This window comes from Phaeacidiphilus oryzae TH49 (genome assembly GCF_000744815.1).
Lineage (GTDB): Bacteria > Actinomycetota > Actinomycetes > Streptomycetales > Streptomycetaceae > Phaeacidiphilus > Phaeacidiphilus oryzae.
Map to the genome: position 1 here is coordinate 3,101,086 of NZ_JQMQ01000005.1, position 17,883 is coordinate 3,118,968.

14 protein-coding genes and 1 pseudogene are annotated in these 17,883 nt (G+C 72.8%); 9 read left to right on the forward strand and 6 right to left on the reverse strand.

What is annotated here, in order from left to right; genetic code table 11:
- Positions 1-18 precede the first annotated feature (18 nt).
- Positions 19-617 (forward strand): annotated as a pseudogene (locus BS73_RS17545) (5-formyltetrahydrofolate cyclo-ligase).
- Here BS73_RS17545 and BS73_RS17550 read toward each other — a convergent pair.
- Complete coding sequence (locus tag BS73_RS17550) at positions 601-3,360, reverse strand: penicillin acylase family protein (RefSeq protein WP_037573578.1); 2,760 nt, start codon at positions 3,358-3,360, stop codon at positions 601-603. The pseudogene BS73_RS17545 and the gene BS73_RS17550 sit on opposite strands and share 17 nt — an antisense overlap.
- A gap of 271 nt (positions 3,361-3,631) precedes the next feature.
- On the opposite strand from BS73_RS17550, the gene BS73_RS17555 reads away from it, so the two are divergent.
- The 4 genes from BS73_RS17555 to mscL all read left to right on the forward strand — a co-directional run bounded on the left by BS73_RS17555 (position 3,632) and on the right by mscL (position 8,059).
- Positions 3,632-5,083 carry a potassium/proton antiporter gene (locus BS73_RS17555; RefSeq protein WP_037580005.1) on the forward strand — a complete coding sequence of 484 codons (1,452 nt, stop codon included), beginning with the start codon at positions 3,632-3,634 and terminating at the stop codon, positions 5,081-5,083.
- A gap of 117 nt (positions 5,084-5,200) precedes the next feature.
- Positions 5,201-5,557 (forward strand): FmdB family zinc ribbon protein, encoded by a 357-nt coding sequence (locus BS73_RS17560; protein ID WP_037573581.1) that lies wholly within the window; start codon positions 5,201-5,203, stop codon positions 5,555-5,557.
- Between the two features lie 31 nt (positions 5,558-5,588).
- Entirely contained in the window at positions 5,589-6,443 is an 855-nt protein-coding gene (locus BS73_RS17565; RefSeq protein WP_037573584.1) for an S-methyl-5'-thioadenosine phosphorylase, read from the forward strand.
- Positions 6,444-7,594: 1,151 nt separating this feature from the next.
- Positions 7,595-8,059 (forward strand): large conductance mechanosensitive channel protein MscL, encoded by a 465-nt coding sequence (gene mscL, locus BS73_RS17570; RefSeq protein ID WP_051940048.1) that lies wholly within the window; start codon positions 7,595-7,597, stop codon positions 8,057-8,059.
- A 72-nt stretch (positions 8,060-8,131) separates the two neighbouring features.
- On the opposite strand, the gene BS73_RS37480 is transcribed toward mscL, so the two are convergent.
- The 3 genes from BS73_RS37480 to BS73_RS17585 form a co-directional block, all read right to left on the reverse strand.
- A complete protein-coding gene (locus BS73_RS37480; protein WP_037573589.1) occupies positions 8,132-8,362 on the reverse strand; it encodes a hypothetical protein in 231 nt (76 codons plus the stop codon).
- 55 nt (positions 8,363-8,417) lie between these two features.
- A complete protein-coding gene (locus BS73_RS17580; protein WP_037573593.1) occupies positions 8,418-9,413 on the reverse strand; it encodes a sigma-70 family RNA polymerase sigma factor in 996 nt (331 codons plus the stop codon).
- A 314-nt stretch (positions 9,414-9,727) separates the two neighbouring features.
- Entirely contained in the window at positions 9,728-11,140 is a 1,413-nt protein-coding gene (locus BS73_RS17585; protein WP_407675023.1) for a GntT/GntP/DsdX family permease, read from the reverse strand.
- Positions 11,141-11,327: 187 nt separating this feature from the next.
- Between BS73_RS17585 and BS73_RS17590 the strand changes: the two genes are divergently transcribed.
- Positions 11,328-12,068 carry a FadR/GntR family transcriptional regulator gene (locus BS73_RS17590; RefSeq protein WP_051940049.1) on the forward strand — a complete coding sequence of 247 codons (741 nt, stop codon included), beginning with the start codon at positions 11,328-11,330 and terminating at the stop codon, positions 12,066-12,068.
- A gap of 108 nt (positions 12,069-12,176) precedes the next feature.
- On the opposite strand, the gene BS73_RS17595 is transcribed toward BS73_RS17590, so the two are convergent.
- Positions 12,177-13,286, reverse strand: a complete 1,110-nt coding sequence (locus BS73_RS17595) for a hypothetical protein (RefSeq protein WP_037573599.1) — start codon at positions 13,284-13,286, stop codon at positions 12,177-12,179.
- Positions 13,287-13,423: 137 nt separating this feature from the next.
- Positions 13,424-14,689, reverse strand: a complete 1,266-nt coding sequence (locus BS73_RS17600) for a bifunctional glycosyltransferase family 2/GtrA family protein (protein ID WP_037573602.1) — start codon at positions 14,687-14,689, stop codon at positions 13,424-13,426.
- A 212-nt stretch (positions 14,690-14,901) separates the two neighbouring features.
- On the opposite strand from BS73_RS17600, the gene BS73_RS17605 reads away from it, so the two are divergent.
- From BS73_RS17605 to BS73_RS39635, 3 genes are read left to right on the forward strand one after another with little or no spacing between them, the layout of a single operon-like run.
- Positions 14,902-15,990 (forward strand): alpha/beta hydrolase, encoded by a 1,089-nt coding sequence (locus BS73_RS17605; protein ID WP_051940050.1) that lies wholly within the window; start codon positions 14,902-14,904, stop codon positions 15,988-15,990.
- A 13-nt stretch (positions 15,991-16,003) separates the two neighbouring features.
- Positions 16,004-17,515, forward strand: a complete 1,512-nt coding sequence (locus BS73_RS17610; RefSeq protein WP_235215432.1) for a glycosyltransferase family 2 protein — start codon at positions 16,004-16,006, stop codon at positions 17,513-17,515.
- Positions 17,463-17,705: a hypothetical protein gene (locus tag BS73_RS39635; RefSeq protein ID WP_235215433.1), complete on the forward strand. Its 243-nt coding sequence runs from the start codon at positions 17,463-17,465 to the stop codon at positions 17,703-17,705. Before BS73_RS17610 ends, BS73_RS39635 begins: the two co-directional genes overlap by 53 nt.
- Positions 17,706-17,883: the final 178 nt, after the last annotated feature.

Here is a 17,883-nt window from a genome sequence, read left to right on the forward strand (position 1 = left end):
CGGCACAGGGAGTCTGCGATGGGCAACGACAAGACGGCGCTGAGGTCACGCCTCCTCGCCGCACGTGCCGGCTCGATGCCGGAGCGGCGGGCGGCGGCGGCCGCGGCGCTGGCCCGCCGGGGCCTCGGGCTGGCCGCCGAACTGGGCGCCCGCACCGTCGCCGGCTATGTGTCGATCGGCGGCGAGCCGGGGACCCGGGAGCTCCTCGAGTCGCTGCGCCGGGCCGGGATCCGGGTGCTCCTCCCGGTGCTCCTGCCGGACAACGACCTGGACTGGGCCGAGTACACCGGCCCGGACCGCCTGGCCCCGGCCGGCCGCGGGCTGCTGGAGCCGGACGGCCCCGCCTCGGCCCGGACGCGGTGCTCGGCGCCGACCTGGTGCTGCTGCCCGGCCTCGCCGTGGACCGCGCGACCGGCCTGCGGCTGGGCCGCGGCGGCGGCTCCTACGACCGGGTGCTGGCCAGGATCGAGACGGGCGCCCCCGCCGGGCGGGCCCGCCGCCCGTTGCTGGCCACCCTCCTCTACCCGGACGAGCTGCTGGACGGCGTCCCGGCCGAGCCGCACGACCGGCCGGTGGACGCCGTCCTCACCCCGGACGGGCTCACCCGGTGGGGGTGAGCACCAGCTCGTCCCGGGTCGCGGCCTTCACCGCGGCCGAACCGTAGGGCCAGGACAGGTACTTGCCGTCGGCCCACTTCTGGGTCTGGTCGTCGTAGTGGCCCGCGAAGGCGTGCCCGGAGGAGCCGCCCACCTGGATCCACTGCGAGGCGTCCAGGTCGGAGAGGTCCACGACCATCCGCGCGGAGGGCACCCAGTCCACCCCGTAGCCGGTGGCCGCGTCCCAGCCGGAGGCGTCGACCGCCGCGCTGCCGCCGTCCACCTGGTAGGGGCCGCGGTTGAGCACCTTGTGGAAGACGCCGGAGAGGAACGCCTTCTGGTCGTTGCCCAGCATCGGCTCGTTCAGCCGCAGCATGTGCACCTTGCCCCAGGACCAGCCGGAGATCGACTTGCCCATCAGCGAGGTGAGCTCGTACCTGGCGTCCTTCATGGCCTGGGCGAGGAGCTTGTCCCGGTCGGTGGTCTCGCCCTTCTTGGAGCTGAAGTTCCACCAGCTGCTGTTCGGCTGCCCGAGGAGGTCGGTGACCACGGTCATCCACTGCTCGCCGCCGTCCGGCTGCGCCTGGTCGGGCTCCATCAGCCCGCAGACCTTGACCTGCTGCGGCTTCTCGCCGACGTCGTCGCCGGGCAGCACCGCGCTGCTGTTCTGGTCGACCAGCCGGCAGTCGCCCTTGGCCCGCAGGGTCTCCGGGAACTTGTCGCCGAAGGCCAGCTTGAGGAGGTTCCGCCAGACCGCGTTGTAGTAGGCGGCGGCCGCCGACTCGGCGTCCTGCTGGTAGTTCCAGTCCTTGAGGAGGTCCTGCGCCTCGCCGACGTAGCCGACGTCGGAGCCGGACATGTAGTCCTTGAGGTTCACCTTGAGCAGGTACGGCACCAGCGTCTTGGCCATCGTGCTGGTGTCGTCCAGCTGGATCTTCTCCATGTCGTCGGTGGAGATCCGGCCGCCGTCCGCGAACTTGGACTTGATCAGCGCGGTGATCCGGGCCGCCCGCATCCCGTAGTCGGTGTCCGGGGCGAGCCGGTAGGAGGTGCCGTCCGGGCCGGCCGCCTGGTCGGCGGAGACGAGGTAGCCGGAGCTCGGGTTGAGCGCGCTGGGCAGCTCGGACGACGGGACGGTGCCCTTCCAGCCGTAGGCGGAGTCCCAGCCCGGCATCGGGTAGGTGCCGTTGCCGCCGGCCGTCCGTACCGAGGCCGAGCGCTCCGGCACCTCGCCGCTCGCCTGGTAGCCGATGTTGCCCGCGGTGTCCGCGTACACCAGGCCCTGCGCGGGCGAGGTGAACTCGCGGGCGGCGGCCCGGAAGGCGCTGAAGTCGGTGGCCTTGTCCAGGTCGAGGACCGCGTCCATGGACCTGCCGGGGGTGAGCGCGGACCACTTCAGCGCGACCCCGTAACCACCCTTGCGGTCGGGGGCGTTGGTGGTCGGGGCGGGGGCGTACTGGCCGACCGTCTGCAGGGCCGTGCTGTGGTCGGAGAGGAGGGGGCCGTCCACGGTGGTGCGGACGGTGATGTGGCGGTCGCTGCCGCCGGCCACCTTGATCGTCTCCTGCCGGACGGTGAACCTCCGGTCCCTGCCGTCGTAGAGGTAGGTGTCGGAGCCGGTGACGTCCTCCAGGTAGAGGTCCTGGTCGTCGGCGCCGAGCGGGTTGAGGCCCCAGGCGATCGACTGGTTGTGGCCGATCACCACGCCGGGCATCCCGGGCGCGGTGTACCCGGTGACGTCGTACGGGCAGGAGGAGTCGACGCTGTTGCAGTGCAGCCCCATCTGGTACCAGGGCGACGGCATGTTGACCGAGGTGTGCGGGTCGTTGGCCAGCAGCGGCTTGCCGGTGGTGGTGTGCGAGCCGGAGACCGCCCAGGCGTTGGCGCCGATCCCGGAGCCGGGCGAGCCGAGGAGGGCGGGGAGGTCGGTGAGCGCGGTGGAGAGGTCGGGGCTGGTGTTCTGCCCGCCGGTGGGCCCGCCGTTGGAGGTGTCCGCCGTCGACCCGGAGGTGCCCGAGCCCGACCCCGAGCCCGAACTCCCGGACGAGGAGGCCGGCTTGACGACGCTGCCGGCGCTGCCGGCCGAGTCCGGGAAGAGCTGGGCGATCTGCTGCTTGCTGAAGTCCTCGGAGAGCAGCGCCCGTTCGATCTCCTGCTGCATGTTGCCGCTCTGCGTCCAGGCCAGCGCCTTGAGCCAGGCGACCGAGTCCACCGGCGTCCACTTCGCGGGCTGGTAGCCGCCGTGGACGGTGCCCAGCAGGGGGTACTCGACGGAGGCCCCGGAACCGCCCGGGTGGTCGGCCAGCCAGGCGTTCACCCCGTCCGTGAAGGACCGCAGATAGCGCTTGGTCGAGGCGGAGAGCTCGTGGTCGTACTCCTGCTGGGCCACCTGGCGCCAGCCCATGGAGCGGACGAAGGCGTCGGTCTCGATCTCGCGGCTGCCGAACATCTCGGAGAGGGTGCCGGCGGTGATGTGCCGGTCCACGTCCATCTGCCAGAAGCGGTCCTGGGCCTGCACGTACCCCTGCGCCTGGAAGAGGTCCGCGGCGCTGTCCGCGTAGATCTGCGGGATGCCGTTCCCGTCCCGCCGTACGTCCACCGGGCCGGAGAGACCGGACAGATGGATCTGCCCCGAGGTCTGCGGGAAGGACGCGCGCACGGTACGGACACTCAGGTAACCCCCGGCCACCACGCCGAGGACTACCAGGACGGCCACCACGACGACGAGGAGTCGGGTGCGCCGGGACTTCTTGGAGCGGGGCATCAGGGTCCTTGTGGGGCGAGGGCACTTCACCGCCGTGCGCTGCGGAGCGCGGTGGCGGGCCGACGGTAACACTACGGCGCCCGGGCCCCTCCGGACGATCCGCCGGCCGCCCGCGGCGGCCTCCCTCCCCGCCCCCTCCTCGCCGTCCCCGCCTTCGCGGTCGAATGATCAAGAGATGGTAAAATCTTGAACCCGTGACGACTTGAGAGCCGCGAGGTGCCGCTGCGTGTCGATAGACCGTCTCAACGTCCTGCTGCTCGCCGCCTCCGCCGTGCTGCTCGTGGCCGTCGCCGCCGTGCGCGTCTCCACCCGGAGCGGGCTGCCCACGCTGCTCATCTACCTGGGGCTCGGGGTCGCACTCGGGCAGGACGGTCTCGGTCTCCACTTCGACGACGCGCTGCTCACCCAAGTCCTCGGCTACACCGCCCTGGTGGTGATCCTCGCCGAGGGCGGCCTCGGCACGAAGTGGCAGTCCATCAGGCCGGCCGTGCCGGCGGCCGCCGTGCTGGCCACGGTCGGGGTCGGGATCAGCGTCGGGGTCACCGCCCTCGGCGCCCGCTACCTGGTCGGCCTGGACTGGCGGACGGCGCTGCTGCTCGGCGCGATCGTCTCCTCCACGGACGCGGCCGCGGTGTTCTCGGTGCTGCGCCGGGTCCCGCTGCCGGGACGGCTCTCCGGACTGCTGGAGGCCGAGTCCGGTTTCAACGACGCCCCCACGGTGATCCTGGTGGTCGCCTTCGCCGCCACCGGGCACTCGGTGGAGAGCTGGTACGTGCTGGTCGGTGAGGTGGCCCTGGAGCTGGCGATCGGACTCGCGGTGGGCCTGGTGGTCGGCCGGCTCGGCGAGCTGGGACTGCGCAAGATCGCCCTGCCGTCCTCCGGCCTCTACCCGATCGCGGTGATAGCGCTGATCTTCCTGGCGTACGCGGGCGGGGCGATGGGGCACGGCTCGGGATTCCTGGCGGTGTACGTCTGCGCGCTGGTCCTGGGCAACTCCAAGCTGCCGCACGGCCAGGCCACCCGGGGCTTCGCCGAGGGACTGGCCTGGGTGGCGCAGATCGGCATGTTCGTGATGCTCGGCCTGCTGGTCGATCCGCACACCCTGGGCGGGGCGGTGCTGCCGGCGGTGGTGGTCGGACTGGTGCTGGTGCTGGTCGCCCGCCCGCTCTCGGTGGGGCTCAGCCTGCTGCCGTTCCGGCTGCCCTGGGCGGACCAGGGGCTGCTCTCCTGGGCGGGGCTGCGCGGGGCGGTGCCGATCGTGCTGGCCACCATCCCGCTGGTGCGCGGGGCCGCGGGCGCGCAGCGGCTGTTCGACACCGTCTTCGTCCTGGTCGTGGTCTTCACCCTGGTCCAGGGCCCGACGCTGCCCTGGGTGGCCCGGCGGCTGCGGATCTCCGAGCAGGCCCACGCGGACGACCTGGGCGTGGAGTCCGCTCCGCTGGAGCGGCTGCACGGGCACCTCCTCTCGGTCGCGCTGGCGCCGGGCAGCCGGCTGGCCGGTGTCGAGGTCCGCGAACTGCGCCTGCCGCCCGGGGCGGCGGTGACCCTGGTGGTGCGGAACGGCAGCAGCTTCGTGCCCGGCCTGGACACCGTGCTCAGCCCCGGCGACGAGTTGCTGGTGGTGGCGACCGACGAGGTCCGGGACAGGGCCGAGCGCCGGCTGCGGGCGGTGGACCGCGGCGGGAAGCTGGCCGGCTGGCTGGGCACCCGGGAGCGTTACTGAGGGGGCCGGCGGGGTTCCGCGTGAAGTCGCGGCGGGCTGCGGTGGACTAAGGGGCGGGGAATGCCGCATCATGGATCGTCGTTAGCACTCACCAAGGACGAGTGCCAGGAGGATCACGTGCCCACCTACCAGTACCAGTGCACCGAGTGCGGGAACGGCCTCGAGGCGGTGCAGAAGTTCACGGACGACGCGCTGACCGAGTGCCCGGAGTGCAGCGGCCGCCTGCGCAAGGTGTTCTCCGCGGTGGGCGTGGTCTTCAAGGGCTCCGGCTTCTACCGCACGGACAGCCGCAGCTCCAGCTCTTCCAGCTCCACCGGCTCCAGCAAGAAGTCCGACTCCTCTTCGTCCTCGTCGTCGGCGAACTCGTCGTCCTCGTCGAAGTCCTCGGACTCCTCTTCCTCGTCCTCGTCGGGCTCCTCCTCGACCTCCTCCTCGTCGGGGTCCTCGGCCTCCTCCTCGACCTCCGCCGCCTGAGCGGCCTCCGCGAGGCTCTAAGCTGCTCGCCATGGCGAGCAGCAGCACCGCGGCGGAGATCGGCGTCATCGGCGGATCGGGGTTCTACGCGTTCCTGGACGACGTGACCGAGGTCACCGTCGACACCCCGTACGGACCGCCGAGCGACTCGCTCTTCGTCGGCGAGGCGGCCGGGCGGCGGATCGCCTTCCTCCCCCGGCACGGCCGCCACCACCAGCTGCCGCCGCACCGGATCAACTACCGGGCCAACCTGTGGGCGCTGCGCTCGCTCGGCGTGCGCCAGGTGCTGGGCCCGTGCGCGGTCGGCGGCCTGCGGCCCGACCACGGGCCGGGCACCCTGGTCGTCCCCGACCAGCTGGTGGACCGCACCTCGGGCCGGGTGCAGACCTTCTACGACGGGCTGCCGCTGCCGACCGGCGAGGTGCCGAGGGTGGTGCACGTCTCCACCGCGGACCCGTACTGCCCCGCCGGGCGGGACGCCGCGCTGCGCGCCTCCCGGGGCTCCGGCTGGGAGCCGGTGGACGGCGGGACGCTGGTGGTCATCGAGGGCCCCCGCTTCTCCACCCGCGCCGAATCGCGCTGGTACTCCGCGCAGGGCTGGTCGATCGTCGGGATGACCGGGCACCCGGAGGCCGTCCTCGCTCGTGAACTGGGGCTCTGCTACACCTCGCTGGCGCTGGTGACCGACCTGGACGCCGGGGTGGAGACCGGCGACGGCGTCACCCACGAGGAGGTCCTCGCGGTCTTCGCGCAGAACATCGACCGGCTGCGGACCACCCTCTTCGACGTGGTCAAGGAGCTGCCGGCGGCCGCGGACCGGGACTGCCTGTGCGCCCACGCGCTGGACGGGCTGACCACCGGTCTCGAAGGCCTGCTGGAGGACTGAGGCCGAAGGCCGCGACTCCCCAACCTGCCTTGCGGGTGAGGCAGTTATCCACATCTGCGGACTTGTCCACAGGCCGGAGCTGTGCAGCCCCGTACCGCCCGCGCCGCCGGGAGGCTGGTTCCCACGACCAGCTCTCCCCCACCAAGGCGGTGCCCCGATGCGACTCCCCGCCCCCTCCTGGCCCCACCCGGCCTCGCCCACCACGGCGACCCAGTCCCCGGCCGGCTTCCCCGCCCGCCGGGTAATCCTGCCGGCCGGGCCTCCGCCCTCCCCCGCCGAGGTGCCGCCGCCGCCCGCGCCGGGAGCCGGCCGAGGGCCCGACCCGGGGCCCGACGTGGGTCAGTACGGCGGCGACCCCGCCGCGGCGGCCGAGGCCGAGGACTGGGGGTACGGGGACCCCTGCCTACCGTCGCCGGCCGTGAGCGGCGCGCCGGTCGCCGAGGGCTGCTCCGCGGAGTACACCCGGCCGGAAGGCGCGGGCGGCGGATGGGAACTCGACGGAGGAGGCGCCGGCCCACACCCGTGGGGGCGACCGGAGGGCTCCACCGAGCCTCCGCGATACGGCGGCCACGGCCGGACGGAGGGCCCCGGCGCGGGGGGCTGGGCCTTCGCAGGCGGAGAGGCCGCAGCGTTCGCGGCGACCCCTCGGCGCGACACCGGGGGCCAGGCATGGGCCGGGGATGACGACGGCAACGACGGCGGCGCCCCCGGAGCGGACGGAGTGGAGGTCGGCGGCGGTTGGCAGGCCAGCAGGGGGGACGGCAGCGGCGTCGGGGGCCCTGCCGGAGGCGGCACCGAGGGGGCGGCCGGCGGGCCGGAACCGAGCGCGCGCCGGTGCCGGAGGCGCGCATCGTGCCGGGGTTTCCGGCGATCCGCGCCGGCGGGGGGCGGCATCGGATGCCCGCGGCGCTGCGCCGGCGGCCGGGGCCCGTGGCCGCGGGACTGCTGGTCGCGGCGGCCACCCTCAGCGCCGGAGCGCTCCGCTCCGCGAGCTCCCCCGCGTCACATCTGTCCGCCGCGCCACTCGCCACTCAATGTCCCCGCGTTCACTCTCCCGAGTGAGCCGATGATCAGGGAATTCACCAGGACCTTCGGTCAATTGGTACGGTCCTGCCCGACTCGTACCCATCTATTCCTCTGAAGGCGGGGCCATGAACGGCTTCAAGAAGTTCCTGATGCGCGGCAACGTCCTCGACCTCGCGGTCGCGGTCGTCATCGGCGCGGCATTCACCAACATCGTCAACGCGCTGGTGAAGGGCGTGATCAACCCGATCGTCGGGGCCTTCGGCACCACGGACCTGACGAACTACAAGTCCTGCCTGTCGGGTTCCTGCACCCAGGCCAAGGACGGCACCGTCACCCACGGCATCTACATCCTGTGGGGCGACGTGGTCAGCGCCGCGCTGTCGTTCCTGATCACCGCCGCGGTGGTGTACTTCCTCTTCGTGCTGCCGATGAACCGGCTGATGGCCCGCTACATGAAGCCCGCCGAGGTGGTGGAGGAGAAGCCGGTCGAGGCGGAGATCCCGGCCCAGGCCACCGCGGACTCGCGGGAGATCGCCCTGCTGGCGGAGATCCGCGACCTGCTGGAGGCGCAGCGCAACGGTCAGCGCTGAGGCGCGGGGCACCCGTGGCCGTATCGCCCGTGACACCGGTCACACCGGCGACGCCGCTGACGCCGTGCCGGCTCAGTCGCCGTGGTGCGGGGGCCGCTCCCGCAGATACCAGTCCAGCGAGTCGTCCCGCCCCGCCGAGGACGGCCGCTCGCCCCAGCCGCGGTCGGTGTCGTCGGCCGAGACGGCGCTGAGCGGATCGTCGAAGACGATCCGCTCAGCGCGTCGGCCGTCGCCGCTCTGCGGCTTCCTGCCCTTGTTTTCGTTTTCGTCGTTGCCGTCGTTCTTGTCGTTCGTCTGATCCACGAGACCACCTCCAGCGCCGCACCCCGTCGGGCGGCTCAAGGGTACGTCCGACCGGTCAGGCCGCTTCGAAGCCGGCGTGGTCGGCGATCTTGCGGAGCTCCGCCAGGGCGTGCTTCTCGATCTGGCGGATCCGCTCGCGGGTCAGGCCGTGCTGCTTGCCGACCTCGGTCAGGGTGCGCTCGCGGCCGTCCTCCATCCCGTAGCGGGAGCGGATGATGGACGCGGTCCGCTCGTCGAGCCGGTCGATCAGCGTCTCCAGCTCCTGGCGGCGCATCATCACCATCACCGCGTCCTCGGGGGACTCGGCTCCGGTGTCCTCGACCAGGTCGCCGAACTGGGTCTCGCCCTCGTCGTCCACGGTCATGTTGAGGCTGACCGGGTCGCGGGCCCAGTCCAGGACGTCCTTCACGCGCTCCGGCGTGGAGTTGAGCTCGGCGGCCACCTCCGCCGGCTCCGGGTCCCGGCCCAGCTGCTTGTTCAGCTCACGCTGCACCTTGCGGATCCGTCCCAGCTCCTCGACCAGGTGGACGGGGAGGCGGATGGTGCGGGACTGGTCCGCTATGGAGCGGGTGATGGCCTGGCGGATCCACCAGGTCGCGTAGGTCGAGAACTTGAACCCCTTGCGGTAGTCGAACTTCTCGACCGCCCGCACCAGGCCCGCGTTGCCCTCCTGGATGAGGTCGAGCAGCGGCAGACCGCTGCGCGGGTACCGGCGGGCGACCGCGACGACCAGCCGGAGGTTGGAGCGGATGAAGACGTCCTTCGCCCGCTCGGCGTCCTCCGCCAGAGCCCGCAGTTCATCCTCCGTGACCCCGCCGGGCAGGCCGGCCGCCTTCTCGCTGCCCTCGGCCAGCCCGTCCAGCAGGTGCTGGGCGAACACGCCGGCCTCTATCCGCAGCGACAGCTCGACCTCTTCGGCGGCGTCCAGCAGAGGGGTACGGGCGATCTCGTCGAGGTACATGCCGACGAGGTCGCGGTCTGCATCGGCGTTGGTCGGCCTGGCGGTGCTGGCCCGGTCCGCCCTCTCACGAACGACTGCACGGGTCGCCATACGTACTCCCTCGCTCGAAAACCGGATCTTCCAAGAAGTGGGTGCTTCCGGAGCGGCCCGGGGGGCGGAGCCCTCCAGCCCGTTCATAACGATCCAACGAGCAGATTCCGGACATCATTCCCAAGGCGATCACATTTATCTTCGACTTGGTGTACGCTGCGCGCTTTCGCCCCGGCTCCGCACCGAACGTGATCAAACGCACTCAGGGGGAGACGGGGCGGGCCCGCCGCGTTCCACGCGGTCCGGTACGCCTGCCCTGTCTCCCCCTGAGAACACAGCCGGGGGGCTTTTGGTTCCCTCTGGGTCGGTGTGTCCTACACCACCAGGCCGAGCAGCAGGATGATCACGATCGCGACCACCGAGATGATCGTCTCCATCACCGACCAGGTCTTCAGGGTGTCCTTCACGGACATTCCGAAGTACCCCTTCACCAGCCAGAAGCCGGCGTCGTTGACGTGCGAGAAGAAGAGCGATCCGGCGCCGACGGCGAGCACCAGCAGGGCCGTGTGGGGACCGCTCATCCCGGCCGCCAGCGGCGAGACGATACCGGCGGCGGTGATGGTGGCCACGGTGGCGGAGCCGGTGGTGATCCGGATCAGCACGGCGACCAGCCAGGCCAGCAGCAGGGCGGAGAAGTGGAGGTGGACCGCCCAGTCCGAGATCATCTTGCTGATCCCGATGTCGACCAGGGCCTGCTTGAAGCCGCCGCCCGCGCCGACGATGAGGACGATGCCGGCGATCGGGCCGAGGGAGTGCTCCACCACCTCGCTGATCCGGCCGCGGGTGAAGCCCGCCGGGCGGCCGAGGGTGAACATCGCCAGCAGGACCGCGAGCAGCAGCGCGGTCAGCGGCGCACCAAGGAAGTCGAAGGTGCTGCGGAAGGCGTTGTGGCCGTTGCTGTCGAGGACGTCGGCGAGCGCCTTGCCCAGCATCAGGACGACCGGGAGCAGCACGGTGCAGATGGTGGCGCCGAAGCTGGGGCGCCTGGCCGGGGCGTCGCCCTCCTCGGCACGCTCGTCGGCGGTGGTGGCCAGCGCGGCCGGCGGGGTGGCGACGGCCCAGCGGTCGGCGAACCGGCTGAAGACCGGCCCGGCGATGATCACGGTCGGGATGGCGACGACCAGGCCGAGGGCGATGGTGGTGCCGAGGTCGGCGTGGATCGAGGAGATCGCGGCCAGCGGGCCGGGGTGCGGCGGGATGAGGCCGTGCAGCACGGAGAGGCCGGCCAGGGCCGGGATGCCGACCCGCAGCATCGAGTAGTTGCCGCGGCGGACCACCAGCACGACCACCGGGATCAGCATGACGATGCCGATCTCGAAGAAGAGCGGCAGCCCGATCAGGGCCGCGATCAGCGCCATCGCCCACGGGATGGTCCGCTTCGAGGAGCGGGCCAGGATGGTGTCGACGATCTGGTCGGCGCCGCCGGAGTCGGCGAGCAGCCGGCCGAGTATCGCGCCCAGCGCGATCAGCACGCCGGTGGAGGCGACGGTCGCGCCCAGTCCGCTGGCGAAGCTGTCGAAGACGTTGGCCAGCGGGACGCCTGCGACCAGGGTCATCACGCCGGTGCCGACGGTCAGGGCCAGGAACGGGTGCAGCTTCAGCCAGCCGATGACGGCGATGATCACTGCGAAGCCGGCCAGCGCGGCGATGATCAGCTGGGTGTGGTTGTGGGAAGCGGGCGGCGCCGTGGCCGCGTCCGCCAGCAACCTCATGCTGCTAGCTCTCACGTCAACTCTCCGTTGAGTCTCCCGGCCCGATGCGCCGGCGGGGTCTGTGCGGGCCCTGTGGTTCACGAGGGCCGCATGCACTATACGGTCGATAAGTAGTACGTATTCAAGTGTTTAGGGCGTGAACGTAGTATGTAGCCCGTCACAGCGGTGTGGATGCGTGAGTGCGAAGAGGCGGTCACCTGAGATGAGCGGCAGCGGCAGCGGCGGCAACGGCGGCGTCGGCGCGGGCCCCCAGGGCCTGCACGGCAAGGTGCTCTCCACCCTCGGCCCGGCGATAGTCGGCGGGGAGATCCCGGCCGGCACGGTGCTGCGCGCGGAGGAGCTGGCCGAGCGCTACGGGGTCTCCCGGACGGTGGTCCGGGAGGCCGTGCGGGTGCTGGAGTCAATGCGGCTGGTCGGCATCCGGCGCCGGGTCGGGATCACCGTCGCGGCGCGCGAGGAGTGGGACGTCTTCGCCCCCGAGGTGATCGCCTGGCGGCTGGAGGGGGCCGACCGGCCGCGGCAGTTGAGATCGCTGACGGTGCTGCGCTCGGCGGTGGAGCCGATGGCGGCGGAGCTGGCGGCGCGGCATGCGAGCGCGGAGCAGGCGGGGCGGCTGACCGGGCTCGCGATCGACCTGGCGTCCACGGCCAAGGCCGGGGACCTCCGCGCCTTCCTCGGCCACGACATGGAGTTCCACCGGCTGCTCCTGACCGCCTCCGGCAATGAGATGTTCGCCCGGCTGGGAGATGTGGTGGCGGCGGTGCTGACCGGGCGCACCGAACACCATCTGATGCCGGCGCATCCGGCGCCGGAGGCGGTGACCTGGCATATCGCGGTGGCGGAGGCGGTCCGCTGCGGGGAGCCCGCGGCCGCCCGCGAGGCGATGAGCTCGATCGTCTCCCGCGCGATGGACGAGCTCGCCGAGCTGGACGAGCCCAGCTGACCGGCGGCGGCCTGGGGCGGACGGCGCAGTTCCCCGCGCCCCTGGGGCGGCCCTTCGGGCCTGCCTTCGGGCCGCCGGGGCGGCCACCGGGGCGGTCGGCGGGGCGGGCTACTGGCGCGGGGGGAGGTTGCGCGGGCGGGCGAAGCGGACGGTCTCGGAGAAGGGGTCGTCGGTGGTGGGGGCGGGGTCCTCGCGGAGGGGGGTGAGGTCCTCGTCGTCGTCACCGGCCTCGGGGTACCGCACCGCGCGGGCGGTGACCGCCACCGCGAGGCCGGTCACGACGCCGAGGACGACCGTCGCGGGGATCGCCGACCCGGCGGCGGCCGGCAGCGCGGTGGCCGGCTGCTTGGTGCTCTGGGCGAGAGCGGTGAGGACCGCCACCACCAGGTTGGCCACCAGGACCGCCGCGACCGCGAGGTAACACGCCCGCCAGGCGCCGCGGCGTACCTGCCGGGTCGCCAGCAGCCGGAGGAGGATCCAGACCAGGGCGGACTGGACGAGGAGCCACAGCGCCAGGCTCACCCAGTCCCGCCAGGAGGCGCCGCTCAGGTGCCAGGTCCAGGTCCCGGGGAAGGCGACGTGCTGGACCAGCGGCGCCCAGCTGCTGTCCGGCAGCTTCCGCTCGACGGTCTGGTTGCCTGCGGCCAGGCAGGCGAGGGCGACCAGGGCGCCGACCCAGGCGATCCAGCGGGCCTGCCGTGGGTGGTAGCCGACCCCCTCCTCGGGGTCGGGGTCCGGGGCCACGTACTCCTCGGGTTCGGAGGAGAGCGCGAAGAGCCGGCCGAGCACGGCGAAGACCACCGCGGCGACCAGGGCGAGGACCGCGGCCACCGGGCTGCCCACGCCGATCTGGTCGGCGAGGGCGGTCAGGGTCTGGCCGGTGTGGCCGCCGTAGGCCAGCAGCACCGCCGAGCCCGCCAGCGCGAGGACGCCCGTGCCCAGGGCGACGCCCCACGCGGCGAGGAAGGAGGTGAACCAGCGCCCACGGGTCGGCGGAACGATTCTGCCGAGCAGCAGCAGTCCCAGCAGCAGGAGGAGGACGGCTCCCCCGTAGCGCGACCACTCGCCGAGGCTCAGCAGGCCGGTCCGGGCCTGCGCCGACACCAGTGCGTTGTACGGGAGTTGGGAGCTGTGGGTGCCGGCGTGGAACCACACGGTGACCCATAGCGAGGACTGTCGCGGCAGGCCGTGGTAGCCGCCGGCGAGCTTCGCCGCCATCGAGGGTGTGCAGATGGTCCAGAGAAGTCCGGCGTAGACCGCTGTCGCGGCAAATACCGGTATCCAAAGGCGTTTCCAGGACATTGCGGTTCCCCTTTCGGCGGGCACGCCGCCCGAGCGTAGAGGGGAACCGTGATTCAGGAAACCTCGGCGGCCTTTCCGCCGCCTGCTCCGGCCCGCTGCGCACTCCTCCTCGGATGGAAGATCCATACCCGCATGAGGAGGAAACGCACCACGGTGGAAAGGGCGTTGGCGCCGAAGAGGGTCCCCAGGTCGACCAGCCGGCCCGGCCGATGGACGCTCGCGTGCACGACGGCCAGCGCGGCCTCGGAGACCACCAGGCCGATCAGAAAGGCGATCAGGCCTTCCAGTTGGTGGCGTAGCGCGTCCTTGGTGCCGGTGATACCGAAGGTGAATCGGCGATTCGCGGCGGTGTTGGCAATCGCGCACAGGAAGAGCGAGACGGCGTTCGCCAGCCAGGCCGGGGAAATCTGGCGGAGCAGTAGATAGAGGACGAGATAGGCGAGGGTGGACAGCACGCCGACCGCGACGAAGGCCGGTAGTTGGCGGCGGAGGCCGGTGGTGGCGGAGGCCGGTGTGCGGGCGGCCACCGGGACGGTGGGACCGCCGGTGCCCCGGAGGACGCGGCCGGCGACCCGGACCATCCCCTTGAGGTCGTCGAGGACGGTGCGGACGATGTCGACCCGGGAGTCCGGGTCGTCCACCCAGTCGACCGGGACCTCGTGGATGCGGAGCCCGGTGCGCTCGGCGAGGAGCAGGAGTTCGGTGTCGAAGAACCAGGCCTCGTCCTCCACGCCGGTCAGCAGCGCCTTGGCCACCTCGGTGCGGGCGGCCTTGAACCCGCACTGGGCGTCGGTGAACCTGGCCGCCATGGTGGTGCGCAGCAGGAGGTTGTAGGTGCGGGAGATGAACTCCCGCTTGGGGCCCCGGACCACCGCCGAACCGCGGTGGAGGCGGGAGCCGATGGCCAGGTCGCTGTGGCCGGAGAGCAGCGGGGCGACCAGCGGCAGGAAGGCGTCGAGCCCGGTGGAGAGGTCGACGTCCATATAGGAGACGACGTCGGCGTCGGACTCGCTCCACACCTTGCGCAGCGCGCGGCCGCGGCCCTTGAGGTCGAGGTGGACCGCGCGGACCTCGGGCAGCTCGTCGGCGAGCCGGCAGGCGGCCTTCCAGGTGCCGTCCACCGAGGCGTTGTCGGCGACGGTGATCCGGAAGCGGTACGGGAAGGTCTGCTTGAGGTAGGTGTGCAGCCGCCGGACGCTGGCGTCGAGGACGTGCTCCTCGTTGTAGACCGGCACGACGATCTCGACCAGGTGGTCGCCGGCGGGGGGCCCGGGGACCGCCGCCGGGGAGCCGGCCAGGAGTGTGGGGTTGCTGCTCATGACGACAAACGTGGCCACTGAGGCTGTGGCTGACCTGTGCTGGGCGTAGGGCGGGACTGAGACTGCGGGCCGACCGCCGGCGGCGGGGAACCCTTCCCAGGGATGACCTGGACTCCCCCTTCGGCAGGTGGGGGCACCGCCCGGCGGATGCGTACCCTGGATCGGCGGCGGGCGCCCGCGGGGCGCGGGGGGCCGAAGGGGGATCGCGGGTCATGAGTCTGACGGGGACGCCGTTCTTCGCGTTGACCGTACTGTTCGCCGTGGTGTCCACGGTGCTGCTGCTGGTGCTGTGGAACCGGCTGCGCGGGCCGTTGGCGGTCCGGCTGGCCGGGCGGGTGGGGCTCGCGCTGCTGAGCCAGGCGGCCGCGGTGCTCTGCGTGATGGTGTGGGTGAACAACACCCAGGGGCCGTTCTACGAGTCCTGGAGCGACCTGTTCGGGACGGGCGGTTCGGCGCAGGTGGCGCTGCCGGGAGGCGTCCAGGCGCGCGGCATCGGGGGGACCCGGCCGACCGCGGCGGAGCGGCTCTCCTTCACCCGGCAGGCCGGGGGCGTGCTGAAGACGGTCGCGGTGGGGCCGCGCTCCGGGATCAAGGCCGAGCTGCTGGTGTGGCTGCCGCCGGAGTACCGGGAGCCCGGCTACGCCCACCGCTCCTTCCCGGTGGTGGAGCTGCTGCCGGGGTTCCCGGGCGCCCCCTCCACCTGGTTCGGCTCGATGCACGGGCCGCAGGTGCTGGAGCGGCTGGTGGCGGAGCGGAAGGCGGGGCCGGCGATCCTGGTGGCGCCGCAGATGAACGTGCTGGGGCACACCGACCCCGGCTGCGCGGACGTCCCCGGCACGGCGGCCACCGCGACCTGGCTGGGGCGGGACGTGCCGGCGCTGGTGAAGGCCAACTTCCGGGCCCAGCACCCGGCGCGGGACTGGGGCGTGATGGGGTACTCGGCCGGCGGGTACTGCGCGGTCAATCTGGCGGTGCACTATCCGGGGACGTTCCACTCGGCGGTCAGCCTCTCCGGGTACAACGCCCCGATCGCGGGACCGGTGCTCGCGGACCCGGTGCTGGCCGCCGAGAACAACCCGCTGCTGGTGCTGCGCCGGGCGCGGCGGCAGCCCGATGTGACGCTGCTGATGACCGGGACCGACCAGGACGGCGGGACGGTCCGGGACGCGTACGCGATCATGCGGGCGGCGCGGCCGCCGGCCAGGGTGCTGCCGCTGATCGCCCCGAAGGGCGGGCACAACACCGGGGTGTGGCACAGCATGCTCCCGGCGGCCTTCACCTGGCTCGCGCGGCAGACCTGACAGGATGGTGTGCGTGAACGGTGGTGCAGCTTCCCTGAACGGACCCGTCTCGGTCGTGGTGATCGCGTACAACGACGCCGAGCACCTGGGGCAGGCGGTGACGTCCGCGCTGGCCCAGGGGGAGGCGGTCGGCGAGGTGGTGGTCGTCGACGACTGCTCGACGGACGCCACCGGCGCGGTCGCCGACCGGCTGGCGGCGGCCAACCCGCGGGTGCGGGTGGTGCACCGGGCAGAGAACAGCGGCGGCTGCGGGACCCCGCGCAACGACGGGGTGGCGGCCGCGCGCGGCTCCTGGATCGCCTTCCTGGACAGCGACGACGTGCTGCCGACGGGCGCGGTGGACGCGCTGCTGCGGGCCGCCGAGAAGAACGGTGCGGACGTCGCGGCCGGGCTCTGCACCAGGCTGGAGCTGCCGGACCGCCGCGAGATGCCCTGGCAGCCGCAGCTGTTCGAGACCGCCGGGGTCTTCGACGGCCTCGGCGGGCGGCCGGAGACGGTCTGGGACACCCTCTCCGTCAACAAGCTGTACCGGCGCGACTTCCTGCTGGGGAAGGGCATCCGGTTCCCGGACGGCTCCCAGCACTACGAGGACTTCACCTTCTCCGCGCGGGTGTACGCGGCCGCCCCCCGGTTCGCGGTGGTGCCGCGCTCCGTCTACGTCTGGCACACCCGGCCGGGCGCCGCCAACCCGTCGATCTCGCTGCGCCGGGACCGGGTCACCAACTGGACCGACCGGATCGCCGCCCACCGGGGCGCCCTGGAGGCGCTGCGCCGGGGCGGCGAGGAGGGCCTCGCCCGGGCCGCCGAGCTGAAGTTCGCGGCCTACGACGTCCCCATGTACCTCCGCGACCTCCACCGGCGGCCGGCCGAGTACCGGAACGAGTGGTGGCGGACCGCGCGGGAACTGCTGGGCTCCTTCACCGAGGGCTGGCTGGACGGCGCCGACCCGGCCACCCGCTGGCGGACCGCCGTGCTCCTCGGCCGGGAGGACCCGGCGGAGGCCGACCTCGGCCGGCTGGCCGAACTCTCCGCCGTGCCACCGCGCCTGGCCCCGCCGGCCGGCGGCGGCTTCCCCGGCGCGGACGCGGCCTCGGCGCGCTGGGACGAGCGGGAGCCGGCCGTGCCGCTGGCCGGGCTCGCCGAGGTGCCTGCCGCCGAACTGCCGCTCTGCGTCACGGCGGACGTCCGTCCGGGGCGGCGGCTGGGGATCACCCTGCGGCTGGCCGAGCTGTACGGCCGGGTCCGGGAGGCCGGGCCGGAGACCGTGACGCTGACGCTGCGCCACCGGCGTACCGGGGCCGAGCTGCGGCAGAGCGGCGCCTGGCGGCCGGCCGCCGGGCCGGGCCGGCGGGCGCGGGCGGCGCGGGCGCAGGAGGCGCGGCGGGCGCCGGGGCGCGGCGGGCGCAGGAGGCGCCGGGTCCGGCTGGACGGCGGAGTTCTCGCTGCCGGCCTGGGATCTGCGCGATCCCGCGGTGGAGTTGGCGGCCTGGGACGTCTTCGCCGAACTGGACTTCAGCGGCGGTGAGAGCGTCGAGGTCAAACCGCGGGCCGGGGCGGGGCTCGGCCGGACGGTGGTGCTCGGCGTCCACGGCGCGCTGCTGCTCGGTCCGTACGCGACCACCGACCGCTCGCTCGCGCTGCGGGCCGCGGACGGGGTGGCGGGCGGGCGCCGGGTCGCGTCGGGGCGGCTGGCGCGGCTTCGCCGTGGCCACTGAAGGCTTGCGGGGCAAGGCTTCTGACGTTGCGTCAGCTCTTTCGAACGGGTCGGTGGGAAAAACCTCTTTCCTACCCGCGGACGGAGACTCCCCCCAGGGCCGAACACCCCTGGGACACTAATGTGATTCTTCTGTGATATTCGCGCCCCTAAAGTATGGCTACGTCACAGTTGGTTGA